Source organism: Chryseobacterium sp. 2VB, assembly GCF_005503635.1.
In the GTDB taxonomy this organism is placed as follows: Bacteria; Bacteroidota; Bacteroidia; order Flavobacteriales; family Weeksellaceae; genus Chryseobacterium; species Chryseobacterium cupriresistens.
This window is the reverse complement of the sequence record NZ_SCNC01000030.1, coordinates 1-16,489: the sequence shown is the minus strand read 5'-3', so window position 1 is coordinate 16,489 and position 16,489 is coordinate 1. Positions and strand designations below refer to the sequence as shown.

Annotated in this window: 17 protein-coding genes; 15 read left to right on the top strand and 2 right to left on the bottom strand. The window is 34.8% G+C overall.

Annotation, left to right across the window (positions count from 1 at the left end):
- Nucleotides 1–26: 26 nt before the first annotated feature.
- The 7 genes from FFS26_RS19870 (at nucleotide 27) to FFS26_RS19840 (ending at nucleotide 6,727) form a co-directional block, all read left to right on the top strand.
- A complete protein-coding gene (locus FFS26_RS19870) occupies nucleotides 27–1,217 on the top strand; it encodes an alanine dehydrogenase (protein WP_062671272.1) in 1,191 nt (396 codons plus the stop codon).
- Complete coding sequence (locus tag FFS26_RS19865; RefSeq protein ID WP_062671273.1) at nucleotides 1,217–1,588, top strand: DUF4258 domain-containing protein; 372 nt, start codon at nucleotides 1,217–1,219, stop codon at nucleotides 1,586–1,588. The genes FFS26_RS19870 and FFS26_RS19865 overlap by 1 nt, the downstream gene beginning before the upstream one ends.
- 15 nt (nucleotides 1,589–1,603) lie before the next feature.
- Complete coding sequence (locus FFS26_RS19860; RefSeq protein WP_120233115.1) at nucleotides 1,604–2,377, top strand: histidine kinase; 774 nt, start codon at nucleotides 1,604–1,606, stop codon at nucleotides 2,375–2,377.
- Nucleotides 2,352–3,062, top strand: a complete 711-nt coding sequence (locus tag FFS26_RS19855; protein WP_137905923.1) for a LytR/AlgR family response regulator transcription factor — start codon at nucleotides 2,352–2,354, stop codon at nucleotides 3,060–3,062. The genes FFS26_RS19860 and FFS26_RS19855 overlap by 26 nt, the downstream gene beginning before the upstream one ends.
- 232 nt (nucleotides 3,063–3,294) lie before the next feature.
- Nucleotides 3,295–5,568 (top strand): cation:proton antiporter, encoded by a 2,274-nt coding sequence (locus FFS26_RS19850; RefSeq protein WP_137905939.1) that lies wholly within the window; start codon nucleotides 3,295–3,297, stop codon nucleotides 5,566–5,568.
- Nucleotides 5,569–5,671: 103 nt separating this feature from the next.
- Nucleotides 5,672–6,154, top strand: a complete 483-nt coding sequence (locus FFS26_RS19845) for a hypothetical protein (protein WP_137905922.1) — start codon at nucleotides 5,672–5,674, stop codon at nucleotides 6,152–6,154.
- Between the two features lie 33 nt (nucleotides 6,155–6,187).
- Nucleotides 6,188–6,727, top strand: a complete 540-nt coding sequence (locus tag FFS26_RS19840; RefSeq protein WP_062671280.1) for a hypothetical protein — start codon at nucleotides 6,188–6,190, stop codon at nucleotides 6,725–6,727.
- 7 nt (nucleotides 6,728–6,734) lie between these two features.
- Here the strand turns inward: FFS26_RS19840 and FFS26_RS19835 are convergent, their stop codons facing one another.
- Both FFS26_RS19835 and FFS26_RS22910 read right to left on the bottom strand, forming a co-directional pair.
- Nucleotides 6,735–7,382 (bottom strand): hypothetical protein, encoded by a 648-nt coding sequence (locus FFS26_RS19835; protein ID WP_137905921.1) that lies wholly within the window; start codon nucleotides 7,380–7,382, stop codon nucleotides 6,735–6,737.
- 155 nt (nucleotides 7,383–7,537) lie between these two features.
- On the bottom strand, nucleotides 7,538–7,669 hold the full coding sequence (locus tag FFS26_RS22910; protein WP_262710329.1) for a hypothetical protein: 132 nt from the start codon (nucleotides 7,667–7,669) through the stop codon (nucleotides 7,538–7,540).
- A 145-nt stretch (nucleotides 7,670–7,814) separates the two neighbouring features.
- Between FFS26_RS22910 and FFS26_RS19830 the strand changes: the two genes are divergently transcribed.
- The 8 genes from FFS26_RS19830 to FFS26_RS19795 all read left to right on the top strand — a co-directional run.
- Nucleotides 7,815–8,837 carry a LysM peptidoglycan-binding domain-containing protein gene (locus tag FFS26_RS19830; RefSeq protein WP_137905920.1) on the top strand — a complete coding sequence of 341 codons (1,023 nt, stop codon included), beginning with the start codon at nucleotides 7,815–7,817 and terminating at the stop codon, nucleotides 8,835–8,837.
- Nucleotide 8,838: 1 nt separating this feature from the next.
- Nucleotides 8,839–9,690, top strand: coding sequence for a PAAR-like protein (locus FFS26_RS22645; protein WP_171006358.1), 852 nt, complete (start codon nucleotides 8,839–8,841; stop codon nucleotides 9,688–9,690).
- 3 nt (nucleotides 9,691–9,693) lie between these two features.
- Entirely contained in the window at nucleotides 9,694–12,258 is a 2,565-nt protein-coding gene (locus FFS26_RS19820; protein WP_137905919.1) for a M23 family metallopeptidase, read from the top strand.
- A 13-nt stretch (nucleotides 12,259–12,271) separates the two neighbouring features.
- Nucleotides 12,272–13,246, top strand: coding sequence for a hypothetical protein (locus FFS26_RS19815; protein WP_110009227.1), 975 nt, complete (start codon nucleotides 12,272–12,274; stop codon nucleotides 13,244–13,246).
- Nucleotides 13,247–13,315: 69 nt separating this feature from the next.
- Entirely contained in the window at nucleotides 13,316–14,455 is a 1,140-nt protein-coding gene (locus FFS26_RS19810) for an SH3 domain-containing protein (RefSeq protein WP_137905918.1), read from the top strand.
- Nucleotides 14,456–14,543: 88 nt separating this feature from the next.
- Nucleotides 14,544–15,044, top strand: a complete 501-nt coding sequence (locus FFS26_RS19805) for a hypothetical protein (protein WP_110009225.1) — start codon at nucleotides 14,544–14,546, stop codon at nucleotides 15,042–15,044.
- 80 nt (nucleotides 15,045–15,124) lie between these two features.
- Complete coding sequence (locus FFS26_RS19800) at nucleotides 15,125–15,598, top strand: hypothetical protein (protein WP_110009224.1); 474 nt, start codon at nucleotides 15,125–15,127, stop codon at nucleotides 15,596–15,598.
- 10 nt (nucleotides 15,599–15,608) lie between these two features.
- Nucleotides 15,609–16,489 (top strand): hypothetical protein (locus FFS26_RS19795; protein WP_228449466.1); only part of this gene is annotated, 881 nt, incomplete at its 3' end.

Sequence of the window (16,489 nt, the reverse complement as noted above, 5' to 3'; positions counted from 1 at the left end):
TCTGTAAGACATAATTTAATTTAAGGATGAGTACAAATATTTTTACTCCTTTCACAGAAGAAGAATTAATGCCGAAAGAGGAAAAATTGGAGGTTATAAAGAAAGGGAAACAGTTCAGTATTGGAATTCCTAAAGAAACCTGTCTCAACGAAAGGAGAACCTGTATTACTCCTGACGCCGTACAGGTGTTGGTAGAGCACGGCCATGAGATCATTATTGAATCAGGGGCCGGACAAGGTTCATTTTTTACAGATTTACAGTATTCCGAATCTGGAGCGAAGATCACCAATGATCCAAAAGAAGCTTTCGGGCAGGATCTTATCCTGAAGGTGAACCCTCCTACAGAAGATGAAATTGAGTACATGAAGCCTAATACGTATCTGGTTTCGGCACTTCAAATTAATCTTAGAGACAAGGAGTATTTCTTAAAGCTTGCAGAGAAAAAAATAAACGCCATCGCTTTTGAATTTATCGTTGATGAATACAAGCAGCTGGCTTTGGTAAGATTAGTCGGGGAAATTGCAGGAACCGTTTCAATCTTATATGCCTCCGAATTATTAGCCTTATCAAACGGGTTAATGCTGGGAGGAATTACAGGAGTAAGACCTGCAGAAGTTGTTATCCTTGGAGCCGGAATTGTAGGTGAGTTTGCTACAAAGGCAGCCATTGGTTTAGGAGCAAGTGTAAAAGTTTTCGATAATTCTTTATCCAAGCTTAGAAGGCTTCACACGATTGTTGACAGCCGTGTACCGACTTCTATTATTGATCCTAAAGAGCTCAGCAAAAGTCTAAGACGTGCTGATGTAGTGATCGGAGCTCTTCCAAGATTGAATATGACCCCTATCGTTACTGAAGATATGGTGATGAAAATGAAAAAAGGCAGTGTCATCATCGATATTACCATAGATAACGGTAAAGTGATCGAAACTTCAGAGCTTACTACCATGGAGGATCCTTATGTCATCAAACACGGTGTCATCCACTGCGGACTTCCGAATCTTACCTCAAGAATGCCGAGAACTACCACTAAGGCCATCTCGAATTTCTTCCTTTCCTATATTTTAAATTATGACGAAGAGGGCGGCTTTGAAAACATGCTGATCCGCAAAAACGAAATGAAGCAGAGCTTATATATGTACAAAGGAAGACATACCAAGAAGATCATCTGCGATCGTTTCGGACTTACGTACCACGATATCAATCTTTTAATTTTCTAATGAAGAAACTGAAATTTTATGCAATAGGCTTCGTTCCGGGGCTTTTGATCGTATTTTTTATTTTAAACAAAAAAGGAGCAAGCTGCAGCGGATATTTACCGAACAGCCGTGTGATTGCTGAAAGTCTTTCCAAAGAATTCAAATATTCTGAAGAAGCTAAAAATGCAATGGCAACCTACAAGATTGATGAGAAATTTATAAAAGACAGCATCATTACCAACGGAAAGGTAGATTTTGACCGCAGCCATGCACAAAAGAAACCATGTCCGGACTATCTTTTAACCTATCCTGAAAAAAATCCGTCTTATGAGATCACGTATGAAAAATGTGAAGAAACGGTGACGGTAAACAGTCTTAAAAAACTGAAATAGTTTCAAGTACAAGCTATGGACGGCAATTACTACATGATTCATGATTATCTGATATTCATCGGAGTTTTTGCCATTTTCCTGTTTCTGACTATCAGTATTTATCTCTTCAGCCAGAATCAGAAGCTGAAACAGAGGAATACCAAATTATCGGAAACCAATAAACTTATTGAGCAGCGCCTGAATGAAGTCCGTCTGGAACATATCGGCACAAAGCTGAATCCGCATTTGTTTAAAAATATTCTGAATTCGGTGCAGTCTCATGCCTATCAGACCTATATGTCACTGGATAAGCTGGCCAATGTGCTTGATTATATTTTATACGAAAGCAACAATAAGTATGTAAGCCCGAAAGAAGAGCTTAATTTTGCTTTAAGCCTTATTGAGATTAATAAAATCAAGATCAATCCACTTTTTGACTTCAGAATTAAATCCAGAATCAATAAATCTGATGCTTTGTATGAAGAAAAGGTATTTGCTCCGCTGATCTCTGTGGATCTTATTGAAAATGCCTTCAAACATACAGATTTTCTGGCTCAGGATTCTTTTATTTCTATTTATATGGAACTTGAAGACGGCATTTTCACTATGAAAGTCAGTAATAAAGCGTCTCTTAAAAATATTCTGGAAAAAGAAAAAAGCGGCTTTGGAAGCCAGTCTTTTGATCAAAGGCTTAAAATGATCTACAGTACCTATTATCAGCTGGAAAGAAGCTCAAAAAACGGAATATTTACGGCGGAATTAAAAATCAATTTAGGAGAATTCTATGATAAAATGCGTTATTCTGGATGATGAATTACTGGCGATCAGCTATTTAAAACTTCTATGCGAGCAGATTGAGAATGTAGAGGTGGTAAAAGCATTCAATGATCCTAAAATTTTTTTGAATGAAATAGACAGCCTCGACTGTAATCTGTGCATTCTGGATATTGAAATGCCCGGAATGACAGGTCTTCAGGTGGCTGAGATTATTTCAGGTTCTAAAAAAATCATCTTTACAACAGCTTACAAAGAATATGCTGCTGAAGCTTTCGATCTGAATGTGGTGGATTATGTAAGGAAACCCATCAAAAAAGAAAGACTGATTCAAGCTTTCGAAAAAGCTAAAGAACTGGTAGAAAATGCTCCTAAAAAAACTTTTATCGAGTGGAATACCAATATTGGAAAAACCGTTATATTCACAGAACAGATTTCCTACATCAAAACCTCTGAAATCGACAGCAGGGATAAAGATATTATGCTTATTGACGGAACAACCATCGTTTTAAAAAACCTGAATTTCAAAAACCTTCTGGAAATGCTGCCATCAAAAGATTTTGCTCAGGTGAATAAAAAAGAAATCATTGCGCTGTCTTCCATTAAGGTATTTTCAACCAACGAAATTATTACCACCATTCATGCGGAAGATCACTCTTTTCTGAAACTTCAGATCGGAGATGCTTATAAAAATTCATTGATGGAGCTCTTCGGAAAATAGATCTTTTCAAATCTTTCCGGTTTCATTACAGAATATAAGTCCTTTATTACAACTCCCCTTTTTCAGTAAGTAATCCCTTTACTTTTGCATAAATTTATTTGATTTTATAATGAAATATTCTTTCATATAGATTTTATTACATTTTTCAGAGCATTCGTTACATTTAAAAAAAAAGGATATTTAACATAACTATATTCTTATCAAATTTGCATAAAATATTGGAATCATGAATTTGGGGAAATACAAAAATTTAATTTTCTACATTACCACCATCGCAGTCTTTTCCGCTCTGATGTATTATTTCATCATCGAAGGGCAGACGCTGGAAGTAAAAGAAAATATCGTTGCCAATACCAGCAGCGGCTCTACCTGGGATAATTTCCTGGAATCCTTTAAAACCAATCTTCACCATCCGCTTGCGCTATTACTGGCACAAATTGTCACGATTATTATGACAGCAAGGCTTTTCGGATGGATTTGTATGAAAATAAAACAGCCTACGGTTATCGGAGAAATGATTGCAGGGATTGTACTCGGTCCTTCACTTGTGGGAATGTACTTCCCTGAGTTTTCCGCCTTTCTTTTCCCAAAAGAATCATTAGGCAACCTTCAGTTTCTGAGCCAGATAGGTCTTATCCTGTTCATGTATATTGTTGGAATGGAGCTGGATCTGAGTGTATTAAGGAAAAAAGCTCATGATGCGGTTGTCATCAGCCATGCAAGTATTATTATTCCTTTTGCTCTGGGAATAGGACTTTCCTATTTTGTGTATCAGGAATTTGCTCCGGATGGTATCCAGTTTACCTCTTTTGCTTTATTTATAGCCATTTCGATGAGTATCACAGCATTTCCGGTACTGGCGAGAATCGTACAGGAAAGAAACCTCCAGAAAACCAAACTGGGAACAATTGTTATTACCTGTGCTGCTGCCGATGATATTACCGCATGGTGTATTCTTGCTGCCGTAATTGCTATTGTAAAAGCAGGTTCTTTTGCAAGCTCTATCTATGTGATTATCATGGCTGTTGCTTATGTATTTTTAATGATTAAAATTGTAAGACCCTTCCTGAAAAGAGTCGGAGACCTTCAGGCCGGAAAAAATACGATCAGCAAACCCATGGTGGCTATCTTTTTCCTGACTCTGATCCTGTCTGCATACGCTACTGAGGTCATTGGTATTCACGCCTTATTCGGAGCTTTTATGGCGGGAGCTATTATGCCGGAAAATACAAAGTTCCGTACCCTTTTTATTGATAAGGTAGAGGATGTGGCATTAGTACTTCTGCTGCCATTATTCTTTGTATTCACAGGACTCCGTACCCAGATCGGCCTTCTTAACGACAGTCATCTGTGGATGACCGCCGGATTTATTATTCTGACCGCGGTTCTCGGAAAGTTTGCAGGAAGTGCGTTGACGGCACGATTTGTAGGTATTAACTGGAAAGAAAGTCTGACGATAGGAGCTCTGATGAACACACGAGGCCTTATGGAACTTATTGTACTCAACATTGGATATGACCTTGGCGTTTTAAGTCCTGAAATTTTTGCAATGCTTGTAATCATGGCGCTCTTCACTACTTTCATGACTGGGCCGGCGCTGGATTTTATTAATTTTATTTTTAAATCTAAAAAGAATCAGGACGAGTCTGTTCAGGATAATGATTCCAAATACCGCGTTCTTCTCTCATTTGATAAACCGGAATCCGGAAGTACTTTGTTGAAACTTGCACACAATTTCACCCATAAAATGAACGGTAATAAAAGCATCACTGCGATGAATATTGCTCCGGTAGATGAAATGCATGCCTATGACATCAACGAGTATGAAGAGTCACAGTTTCAGAATGTCATTGAAACCTCTCAAGATCTGAATCTGGAAGTCACTACCCTCTTCAAAGCGTCTACTGATATCGAAAGTGATCTTACCAGCATTACCAACAAAGGACATTATGACCTTCTCCTGATCATGCTTGGAAAATCTATGTATGAGGGAAGTTTATTAGGAAGATTATTAGGCTTTACCACCAAAATTATTAATCCTGAAAAACTATTGAACACGGTAAAAGGCAAAGGAAATATATTCAACAATTCTCCTTTTGACGATTTTACTCTTCAGATTCTCGACAAAACCAATATTCCCGTAGGAATTTTGGTGGAAAAGGACTTTAAAGCAGCCGACAAAGTATTTGTTCCGATCTTCAATCTGAGTGATTTTTACCTTCTTGAATATGCGAAAAGGCTGATTAATAACAATAATTCCCAGGTTATCATTCTGGATGCGGCAGGACAGATCCGAAATAATATTGAAGTAAAAGAACTGATCAGAAGCATTGAACAGGTAGCTCCCAATCACATCACGCTGTACAATGAGAAAAAGATTGAAAAAGATTTTCTGGGTTCTCAGGATCTGATGCTCATCAGCAGTAAAAGCTGGAAAAACCTGATTGATACAAAAAGTCTATGGCTGTCTGACATCCCATCAACATTAATAATATCAAATCCATAACACTTAACACATACCGATATTTCTATTTCTATTGAAGCTGTAAATATTAGTCGTTGTCTGTAAAGAAAAAACGGGTATATTTATAGCTTCAATTTTTTGGGACATGCTGATTAACAGTGAAAATGGAGTTATTGAGCTGGAAGCCTTTGCTACCACACTTTATAAAGGAATGAGTCTTGATCAGCTGAAACAGTCTGATTTTTATAAAGAAAAGTATCATGATCTGTGGGACGTAAAAACCGGATATTTTTGGTATTATTTTAAAAGTATAGAAATAGCAGGCTACCAGGTATCTTTCAGTCTGTGTTTTTTTGGAGATCAATTGGATCTCATCCATATGAATACCTCTGAAAAGACCGATGCCAAAGACTGGAATGAATGGACAGAGGAAAAAGAAATGAATGTTTTCCGCCGGAATAATACTTTCCTGACCAAAGTCCTTGGAATATCACCCACCCAAAAAAAGAAAAAACCTTATCCCGGCTGCACCTTCAGATTTCCCTGGGGAGATGTGTGGTCGGTTTACGACCCGAGAAGCGCCGCCAGCTTTATGGGAATCAATTTTAATGAGGAGGAAAACAAATAAAAATAACTTATAACCAAAGAATAAGAGAACACTATGTGCCGATATGCCATGATGGTTTACAAAGGTCATTATGCCTGTTTCAACTGCCAGAAAACATTCAAACGCCGCCACCTGAAAGATGTGGACCGGGATGCTCAGACCTCTGTGGAAGCCAAGTGTCCGGAATGTGGGAATCTGATGGCCAATATGGGACTTGACTTTAAATCCCCGCCCAAAAATGATGATAAGCAATGGGCTCATATCCGGGATTTGTATACGGTTGGAATCACTTTTCATTCATGTGGATGCTCTGGTCCCGGATATATTCCTCAGGACCGGAAGGCCATTATTGATCATCTGGAAAAAGTTCGTTCAGAATACATGAAATCTCTGGTATTCTGGAGATACCGCATAGAGCCTGAAAATAAAAAAGAACGCGAACTGGACTATCAGAAAAACAGCTCACACCTATGGGCCGTCAACCGTAATGCTTTCAAAGAAACAGTGACCAATCAGGAAGGTATTAACTATTGGCTTAAAAGAATCAATGAGGTGGAAGAAAGGCTCAATATTATCAAGGCTGATAAATCATAACACTACTCTAGTTTACAAGCTTCAGAAGCCTTTTAAAATCCTCTTTGATTTTTTCCTCCTGCTCAGCGGGATAATCCGCACCGATACTAAATCCGCGTCCTGTAGTATTGGTGATCATAATGATATTTCCGTTTTCAAAATAATTCCTTGTTGTGATAACCTCGGACTTATTGAAATCAAAGGCTTCCGTATCCTTATTCTCTTTCATTGCTTTAGCATTATAGAAAAGCGGCCGGTTATACCTATACTCTTTCTCAAAAACAAAAGAAAGCTGTCCGTTAAGAAGATAATATTCTGTCAGCTTCTGCCCGATTTCTCCATAATGTTTCGCAATTACCTTTTGCAGACCTTCATCTGTGTAATAAAATGTGGCCTCCCCGCCTTCTGCAGATTCTCCTTCAATATCTTTCTTTTTGACAGCAGTCCATTTTGTCACGGAATTGATTCTTTTAAAATTTGCCTGAATAGGTTTTATCCTATTTTTTAAACTCTTGTTTCCTGTTGTATCTTTCTCATTGTATGCTTCTCCCTTCTTTACAGTATCCTGTGCTTGGATAGTGAAAAAAACGGGCGACTGATCTCCGGACTTCTGAGCATATGCAAAACTCAAACTGATCAATATTATGAAAACTCCATGCAAGAATCTATTCCTCATATTTTCTTTTTTGTAGCTTTAAAATTAATAATAACTTTTGGTTGTACTGCATATAATGAAACCACAAAAGTTACAAATAACTGTTTTAGCTTTGAAAATCCTTATACCAGCTAAGATTCCTACAGAATGATACAATTGGAATACTTGTCTTACCATTAGTTTGCCATTCCGTAGAAATCCAGCCACTTTAAACCAACAAGAAAAGCATCAACAAAACTCCAATCCTGACCAGCATCACAATTGAAGACGTACAATTCCCATCCTCCGGAGAGGTGGCGAAAATTCAAAGAATTTTTGACGGGGTCGTTTTCGGAGTGGTTTCTTCACACCATCAGTTTCATGTCGTAATTCTACTACAATTTTTAAAATTTAACCCCAAAAATTTATTTCCAACAGTGTTTTTTAATAGCTTTATCTGATAATTCACATTGGATGGAAATTGATTTCTTACAATATCAGGTACGAAACGGAGACACGCTCACCTCCATCGCTTCCCGGCTGGGTATGACCGGTGAGGAGCTTAAGCTGTTTCATAATTCCCATTGCCCGAAAATGGATAAAGTCTGGTTTGAAAACCTTAATGACGTTAAAAATATTTTTGTCCCTACTCATTTTAAAACAGAATCACAGAAGGAAAATGAAAGGAATAACAGTCTTCCCGGCCAGTTCTCTGATTCCTTTTGGGCCCAAACTTATAGTATTAATGAGACTTTTGAAACCTCTTTCGAATCTTCAGTTAACATCGATTATACCATTGATGTAAATCTCCGAAAAGACCAAAACACAGGTCTGTATATCCTTAGCTACAGTCAGAGAGACTTTAAATCCGGAGGAAATGAACCGGATGATAAGGTAAGCGGCCTTTCGATAGCCTGCATGAAAAGTATTATGCCGCTTGAATTTATTCTTAATGAACATGGCAGGATAAAAGGATTGGCAGATCATAAAAAAATCACGGAAACTTTTAGCAGACAGCGTAAAGATCTTGAAGAGTTTTATGTAGGTGAAGTCGCTCGAAATTATATGGATTCTTTTGAAAGGAACATCAGCAATGAAGCGTTTTTATTACAGCAATTTCAGAGCACACTGCTGTTTCAGACTCTGTTTCCCCAAACAGACTGGTTCAGGAGAAAAATAAAGTGGACAGAATCTTTTTATTTTGTACAAAATTCATTTCCGGTAGCCTGTGAAATCAAACCTGAACATAAAAATAAAGAAGAGGACTCTGTTTTGACTATTTTACATGGAAAAATCACTGAATTATGTACCTCACAGGAGATCATGCGCGGGATCAGGCTCAAAAAACCGGCTGCAAGACCTGCTTCAGGAAATATTGTATTAGAATACACCACTCACACTAAAAATAAGAATCTTCTTCAGGCTAAAGCCTCGTTTTTACTCAGTCATGAAGAGGTATTGATACACCAACATCACATCAATATAACACAAGGATAATATGAAAAATTATGTCACACAAAAAGGCGATACTTTCAGTTCTCTGGCCCGGCAGTTTAAGCTGAAAAATGAAGGTATTTTAAAAACTTACCATAATCTCCACTGTCCGCCGGAAGATGTCATGCAGGAACCTGTTCCGGGAAAAACGATCTTGATTCCGGAAGATCCACAGCTCATGGCTGAGGAAACAGAACCTCAAAATATAGCTGCATCTTCCCAGGAGGAATCTACAGAAAATGTAGGTTCTTATGAAGGGAATTCAACGGAAGAAACTCCACGAAATGAAGAGCAGTCATCCGGAAAAACGGAACAACAAAGTGATAAAGAAGAAAAGGAAGATCAAAAAGAAGACAGTGGTTCTAGTCCTCATGAAGGAAAATATTTCATTGTGCAGAAAGGAACCGTGCAATGTAATCAGGGATTTAAATTTCCAAAATTTAAAGTGACCAGCCATCAGAAACACTACTGGAATGATGAAGAAGGAAACGCTGATTATCTGGCCGTAACAGAGGATGATCTTCAGCTCGATCCTGCGGCACAGCCGTTTGGACAATGCAAGCTCAAGCCAACTTCAGGAGGATATCTTCCGTGTGCTTATGCTCCAGCCGGAAAGTGGCAGAAGACGTATGAAAAAGTAAAAGTGATGGGGAAAAGCTGTCTTACGGAAATCTCAGAACTCATGTGCAGTACGGGAGGGAAAATTACCATCCTCAAACACGGACAGCAAAGCGAAGTCGGTAAAAGCCAGGTTCCCAAAGCAAATACGCAGGAACAGCAGGTTTATAATCCTGTTGTGGATTTTGATGAATTCAAGGAAGATACAAAAGATACAGACGAACTTTATTACAGCTAAGCCATGACAGGAACTATTATTGGGAATCAGAATCCTCTGGTAGGAACAACCTATACCTACGAAATAAAACCTTCAGGCCTTTCATTTGGTCTTAAAGGTGATTATGAATGGTATCTTTTTAAGAAACAAAAGAACGGAAGCTGGAAAGACATCACCGGAAAGCCAAAGACCGGTGAGAAGGTAACGTACAACTTTGGGGAAATAGCACTGGGAATAGAGTTTCAAATGAAAGTCTATGAAACTAAAAAAGGTATTTTACCTGGTCTTCCCTCTACCAGAGAACTGGCTGGAAGCTGTGTATTAATACCAACAAGCAACAAAGTTCCGAAGATTGATAAAGTAGTACTCTTCAACAGAGGAGCAAAAGACGTCAATAAAGCCAGCTACCGCGATACTCTTATTGCGCAGGCTCATTGTATTGCAATGTTTAATAAAGAGATTGAGTTTCATCTTTGGGAAGATGACGCTCCTGGAAAAGGGCACGATGCCAGTATTAACAAAAACAACCGTCACACCCGCAGCTATAAGGCTCGCGTCAATGAAAAAGGGATTGCAGAAGTGTCAATACCCCTGATGTCTGATGAAAAAATCCTTCGTCAGATGGCCAATCAGTTTCTGATGAAAGGTGACAGGAATGAAGGCGCGAATCATGAATATTATGTTACAGCCACTTATTCAGGGCAAATTCAGGGAGCCAGCCAGGTGAATGTAGATGTAGCCAACCCTGATTATAAAGGGCAGCCTCAAAATCAGCCAAAACCCAAGCCGCAACCTGAGAAACACACGCCAAAATTCCCGGCCGGACAAGGAGGTGGTCCCAAACAGCCGGATCCTAAAGGTAATATTATAGAAGCTGTTTTCATAGATGATAAAGGAAATGAACTTTCCAAAGTTGCTGTAGGAGATAAAGTTAGGGTAAGAATCCACTCCAAAAATATGGTGGGAAAACACATCCAATATGTAGTCTGGGAATATGATACCACTTCCAATGATGAAGTTTACAGAAGCGGAAATATTAAAATTCCTGCCGATGTATGTGATACTTCAGGATTTGTCATTACCAAAGACATTTTCGGAAAAGGAATAGACTCCCCTATCGGTGACCCTGACTCCGGTACACAAAATTATTTCATCGAAATTATCTCCAAGGATCTTTCTGCGGAATCTCAGAAATTTGGGGTAAATTCGGAAGGACTGATGCAGGTGGAGAAGGTGAAAAGTGCGGCGGGGGTGCAGAATACACAAAAACCAGATAAACCAGGAAGTTGTATATGTCAGGAACAATACAAAGACTTAATATGGGGTGGAAAAGTAAGTTGTGAGTTTAGGAAGAAAGTATTTCAAATAAGTAAAAGAGCTGGCATTGATCCCAACAATCTTATGGCAGCCATGGCTCATGAAACAGGAGGAACTTTCGATCCTACATGCGGAACATTTAAAAAGAAAAAAAATGAAGATGAAGAAGGATATGTTGGTTTATTGCAAATCGGAAAAGATGCAGCTACTGATTTGAAAATTACAAGAACAGAGTTGTTAGCAATGGATCAGATAAAGCAGTTAGATTATATTGAAAAATATTTATATCTGCCATTAGTTAGAGGAAAGCTAAATACATTAACAGATTTTTATTTAGCTGTATTATTTCCTGTTGATTGCGGAAAAGGGAATCAGCCTAATCATATTGTTTTTGATGATAGTTTACCCATTTCGTACAAAAATGGAAAAGCTATTAAAAATCTTAACTATTGGAGAAATGTCGGTTATGCTGCAAACCCATCATTTCATAAAGAGGCAAAAGAAAAAGGAAAAACTTATGTTTGGGAAATTGCGGAAAATATAAAAATATGGTACGATAAAGGTAAACAAAATAAGGTACAAAAGTTTACTTGTCAAAATGCACAAGAAACAAAACTCGAACCTGTAAAAACAAATAAATGGCATGATCCAGTTGATAATCCAATCTGTACCTTATACATGCAAAGTGGAGGTGGTGGAAAAGGAACTATTGGAGAACATTGGGGATTATTTGGAAATACTAGAAATGGAAGCAAACATCAAGGATTAGATTTATTTGTCATACCAGGAAGTAATGTGTATGCATGTGTAAAAGGAATTGTTCATAAAGTAAAATGGCATGCTGGCTATGGTAATACTATGACAATAAAGATAATTGATAAAGAATCATTTTTTAATCATAAAAGAGATTATTCACTACTCTATCCTTCTAATGGAGAAATAAATCAAAGTAGTAATTTTGATAAAACAAAAGATATATTTTTATTTTATGCACATTTAGAACAAGTTTTGGTTGAAGAAGGAACAGAAGTAAATGCAGGAAAAGTTATTGCAAAAAGTGGAGTTTCAGGTGTTGAAAAAGGAACTTGCGCTCCACATTTACATTTTGAAATATTTACAACTGTCTATGCAGTAGGTATGGGATTAAATTATAGATGTAATCCTGGATTCTACATTCACTTTAAAGCACCACATGAGCAATCAGAGAATGAATTAAATTTACAAAAAGAAACGGCTAAAACAAGAATTAAAAATTTATATGGTAAAAAATAGCATTATTTTAAACATGTTTACAATACTTCTTTTAGTTTTCTTTACATTATCAAGTTGTAAAGAAACCCCTAACCAAAAGAAGGAACTATCTGAAAGTTTAAAGAAAGAAAATATCATATTTTCTGAAATTTCTTTTGATAAAAAAAGCGATTATCAAAATACAAACCTAAAAAGTTTAGTTTTAAAATTTAAAAATATTACTTATACATTAAAATTTGTTGAAGACAGAACATATTTACAGTATAAATTAGATGATAAGATAATTTCTGATTGGCATCAAATTTCTTACAATTTCAATTATGATAGTTCTTATGAAGATGCAGAAGCAGATATTAAAATTTTATATAATTCAAGCATAAATAAAGGTTTTTTACTTTTACCAGGTTATACAGAAGAATACCCCGTTTTTAACGTTTATGCTTTTGATAAAGATAGAATTACTTATCTCGAAAATATTAGCACAAATGATCCTAATTGTTTAAGTTTTTCAAAAGAAAAAATTGAAGGTATTGAGCAAAAACAGGGAATCTCTTTTAAAACAGTCAATAATCAAAAGGGAAAAAGCTGCGTACTGAATAAAGAAAAAAAAGATGACCTTAATACCCAAACCATTGAATCTGATTTACAGAAAATTGTAGGAAGTATTCCACTATCAAAACAACAGATTTCAATTCCGTCAGGAGAATATTTTGCAACCAACGAGAAGTTAGATGATTATGGAATTTCATTGAAAATTGATAAAGATTCGATCATTTATACAGAATCTGGAAATATGGGGAAAATGTATAATCAATACCTGCTTAAACAAGTTAAGACTATTGATGGAAAAATATTTTTAAAATATTCAGAGGTGATTAATGGATACACTGGTGATGCAGATAAACCACTTTATTTTGGTATTCTTCAATATGATAAAGGCAAATTACTGTTTGAGAGTGAATACACAGAAAAAAAGTATGGATTAAAAAATGTAATATTAAAAAAATAAAAATAATTATTACAATTTGATTAAGATAGAACTTCTGCAATTGATTGCTGGATTCTAAAATAAACACAAATGATAAAAAACATTTCTTTAGCTCTTTTGTATTCATTTGTACTTTCTTGCACTGGACAAGAAAGTAAACTTCAATTGCAGAATATCAAAGAAATAAACTCATTAAAAGACAAACCTTGTAACATTACAGATGCAGGAGACGGCACAAAATCAAACTATGATGACCTGTCTCCTGAATTTATCAATAAAGCAAAAAAAGTATTAGAGCAAAGAAAATTTCAATTTCCTGATGAAAATACCTTTAATCAAAAAATTTTGGATGTATTTTCTTTCAATTTGAAAGATTATAAAAATTCCATAATTGCTTTACGTCCGGCAATGTTTCCAGAGGTAGCTATTAAAGAAAATAAATTTATTTTCATTCAGGATGCTGGTGCTGCCGAACCAGAGTTTATGAATCCTGACTTGTTGTATCATTTTAATTCTTATATATTTTATAATACTCCCGTATCTTATGTTTGGCTGCAAACAAACAATTCCAGTCTTTTATACGATTTAGTTGTTTACTATGGATACAATAAGGATAAAAAGCTTGTAGAATCAGTATTTAAAAAATTCGATTTTAATAGTCTTTCCGATATGGAGCAGTTAATTTTTATAGATTCTGGCGGGTATAAAAAATTGAAAAAACAAATATTTGACGACATAGAAACTATTATTTATAAAGGTAAAGTTGAAGACTTTTCTTATGCTAAAGAAGGTGATGGTTATTTAAGAATAGGTGATATTATAAGTAAAATATCATCATCTCCAAAAGAATATTTTGAACCTGAAAAAACAATATCTTATTTATTTGAGAGAGAATTAAGAGTTGGAATACAAGGTGATATTGAGAGCTATTTAAATAAAAATCCAACATATAAATCAAATCTGGAAAAAAATAAATTTTATGATTTACCTACTTTAAAAGACTATGTGAAATACATTTACCAAAAAGAAAGTAATACCAATTTTATCATTCAGGATAGTGATGGTTTTACCAATCTAAGGAAGGAGAAAAACTCTTCTTCCCAAATCCTGGAAAAAATCAACACAGGTGAAGAAGTTGAAGTTTTAGACCAAAACGGAGATTGGTGGTTAGTGGTTTCTAAGGCAGGTAAAAAAGGATATGTTCATAAAAGTAGAATAAAATCTGAATAAATAACTTGATCAAATGATGAAACCCTTTTTAACTTTATTACCTCTTATATCTTTCTTTTTAAGCTGTAAAGAGAACAATGTGAGGGCTATGGACACCAATGAAACACAATATGAAACACCATATTTTGATGATGATCATATTAAAGATAAAGCTATAATTAAGGCAAAACAAAATACGGAACTATCTAGTTTTATACTATCAATCGACTTATCTTCATTAAACAAAACGGTTGAAATCCCTATATTAAACAATAGTATTCTATATAACAATACTGAAGCTGATTATTATTTAAGTGATCCTATTATTAATAATAAAATTATTACCATTAGAGTAGATTATGCAGACCAAGTTACAAAGCCTAATATTTCCGGCGAGAAAAAAAATGTAATTGAAAAAATGAAGTTTAGATTTGATAATAAGAACAAAAAAATACAGGTTATCGGATATGATTTAAGCTATAAAAAAGGTAAAAAAATTATTCAAAATCATTTAATTTTATTACCGGAAAGTTTTATTCTACATCATCTTTTGATGGTAAAAAAGAAGAAACATCCGGTTGGGCTTCAGAACTTCAAAACATATATATAGAGAATTTGAACAGTGATTTTTTCAATAAACTTTCATTATATGGAAATGAAATTGAATAAAAAACTTATAAATAAAACACAATGATAAAAACCTTTTCAATTCTATTATTAATTATATTTCTCTCATGTTCAAAGAAGCTAGAAGAGAAAACAGTAAAAAAAGAAACTGAAACAAAAAATATTGACAGCAATACAACTGACAATCAAAGTATTAAAAATACAGAATTTACAACTAGCAATAATGATTGGAAAGGCTCTTATAAAATTTCAACCAAAGCCATCAGTCAATTTGATAATAATGAAACAAATATTCTTTATTCAATAACGGTCGAATCGAACCAAAAAGCAATTTTAAGTATTGGAGCAAAAAATGTGGAAGATTATTGGTGTGAAGGAGAATATCGTTTAATTAACGAGGATAATATTTTACATGCAAAAGGAAAATGTGATCAAGATGATATCGATGACTTTTACTTAAAAAATGAGAATAAAAAATATTTTATAAAAAGTAAGAGATTTATAAATAAAGATTGGCAGGAATTAGAAAAAGAATAAATAAAACTAAATGATGAAACCCTTTTTAACTTTATTACCTCTTATATCTTTCTTTTTAAGCTGTAAAGAGAATAATTCGAAAGCCATTAATGGTGATAAAATAAATTTAAAAGATTCAATAATAAAAATATCTGATAAAAATTTCATTGATATATCAGGGAAATGGAAATATGTTAAAAAGGATCAAAATTCAACTGTCCCTGAAGAAATGTTTACATTAAATATAATTCAAACTGATAATAATATAAAAGCTCAATATTGTGCAATTGCAAATAGTGGTGGGAAAATAGATTGTGAAAATGACATAGAATATAATGTTAAAGGAACTGTAAATAGAGGAAAAATTATTGTTGATTTTTATAGTTTTTTCAGTAGTCAAAATGATAAGGGAAAAGCAGAAATTATCATTAATAATGACGGTACTTTAAAATGGAAAGTTATTAAGTCTCCACAAGGACTATTTTATAGTCCTGATGAATGTATATTGCAAAGAGAAAGTAAGATAGAAAACACTCAGAAAAACTCAGTATCAAAACAACTGCTACCATTTGATTATAAAGATATTGGGACTAAAATCCAATTAGAGGCAAAATCTGAAAAAAATATTGAGATATTATTTAAACAAAAATATCAGTTAGGTATAGATGCTATGGCCAAACTTCCATCGAACGGTAACTATGACTTATATATCATAAGCAATATTAGTGGAGATAGTGAATTAATGTATCTAATTACAACACAAAATGGTAAATTAATAGATGGTTTGGAAATAAGTAATAGCAATGGAGATGGCGAAGAAGTTAAGGTATTTTCTATCAATGAAAACTATGAAGTTTCTATTTATTCCGAAAAAAATAGCACTAAAAAATTAACAGAATTGTACTATTTAAA

Bases quoted from the DNA above. Each gene is read 5' to 3' on its own strand.
- FFS26_RS19870 (WP_062671272.1), top strand. From the start codon at position 27: ATGAGTACAAATATTTTTACTCCTTTCACAGAAGAAGAATTAATGCCG.
- FFS26_RS19860 (WP_120233115.1), top strand. From the start codon at position 1,604: ATGGACGGCAATTACTACATGATTCATGATTATCTGATATTCATCGGA.
- FFS26_RS19845 (WP_137905922.1), top strand. From the start codon at position 5,672: ATGCTGATTAACAGTGAAAATGGAGTTATTGAGCTGGAAGCCTTTGCT.
- FFS26_RS19830 (WP_137905920.1), top strand. From the start codon at position 7,815: ATGGAAATTGATTTCTTACAATATCAGGTACGAAACGGAGACACGCTC.
- FFS26_RS19865 (WP_062671273.1), top strand. From the start codon at position 1,217: ATGAAGAAACTGAAATTTTATGCAATAGGCTTCGTTCCGGGGCTTTTG.
- FFS26_RS19815 (WP_110009227.1), top strand. From the start codon at position 12,272: ATGTTTACAATACTTCTTTTAGTTTTCTTTACATTATCAAGTTGTAAA.
- FFS26_RS19820 (WP_137905919.1), top strand. From the start codon at position 9,694: ATGACAGGAACTATTATTGGGAATCAGAATCCTCTGGTAGGAACAACC.
- FFS26_RS19810 (WP_137905918.1), top strand. From the start codon at position 13,316: ATGATAAAAAACATTTCTTTAGCTCTTTTGTATTCATTTGTACTTTCT.
- FFS26_RS22645 (WP_171006358.1), top strand. From the start codon at position 8,839: ATGAAAAATTATGTCACACAAAAAGGCGATACTTTCAGTTCTCTGGCC.
- FFS26_RS19840 (WP_062671280.1), top strand. From the start codon at position 6,188: ATGTGCCGATATGCCATGATGGTTTACAAAGGTCATTATGCCTGTTTC.
- FFS26_RS19835 (WP_137905921.1), bottom strand. From the start codon at position 7,382: ATGAGGAATAGATTCTTGCATGGAGTTTTCATAATATTGATCAGTTTG.
- FFS26_RS19800 (WP_110009224.1), top strand. From the start codon at position 15,125: ATGATAAAAACCTTTTCAATTCTATTATTAATTATATTTCTCTCATGT.
- FFS26_RS19855 (WP_137905923.1), top strand. From the start codon at position 2,352: ATGATAAAATGCGTTATTCTGGATGATGAATTACTGGCGATCAGCTAT.
- FFS26_RS19805 (WP_110009225.1), top strand. From the start codon at position 14,544: ATGGACACCAATGAAACACAATATGAAACACCATATTTTGATGATGAT.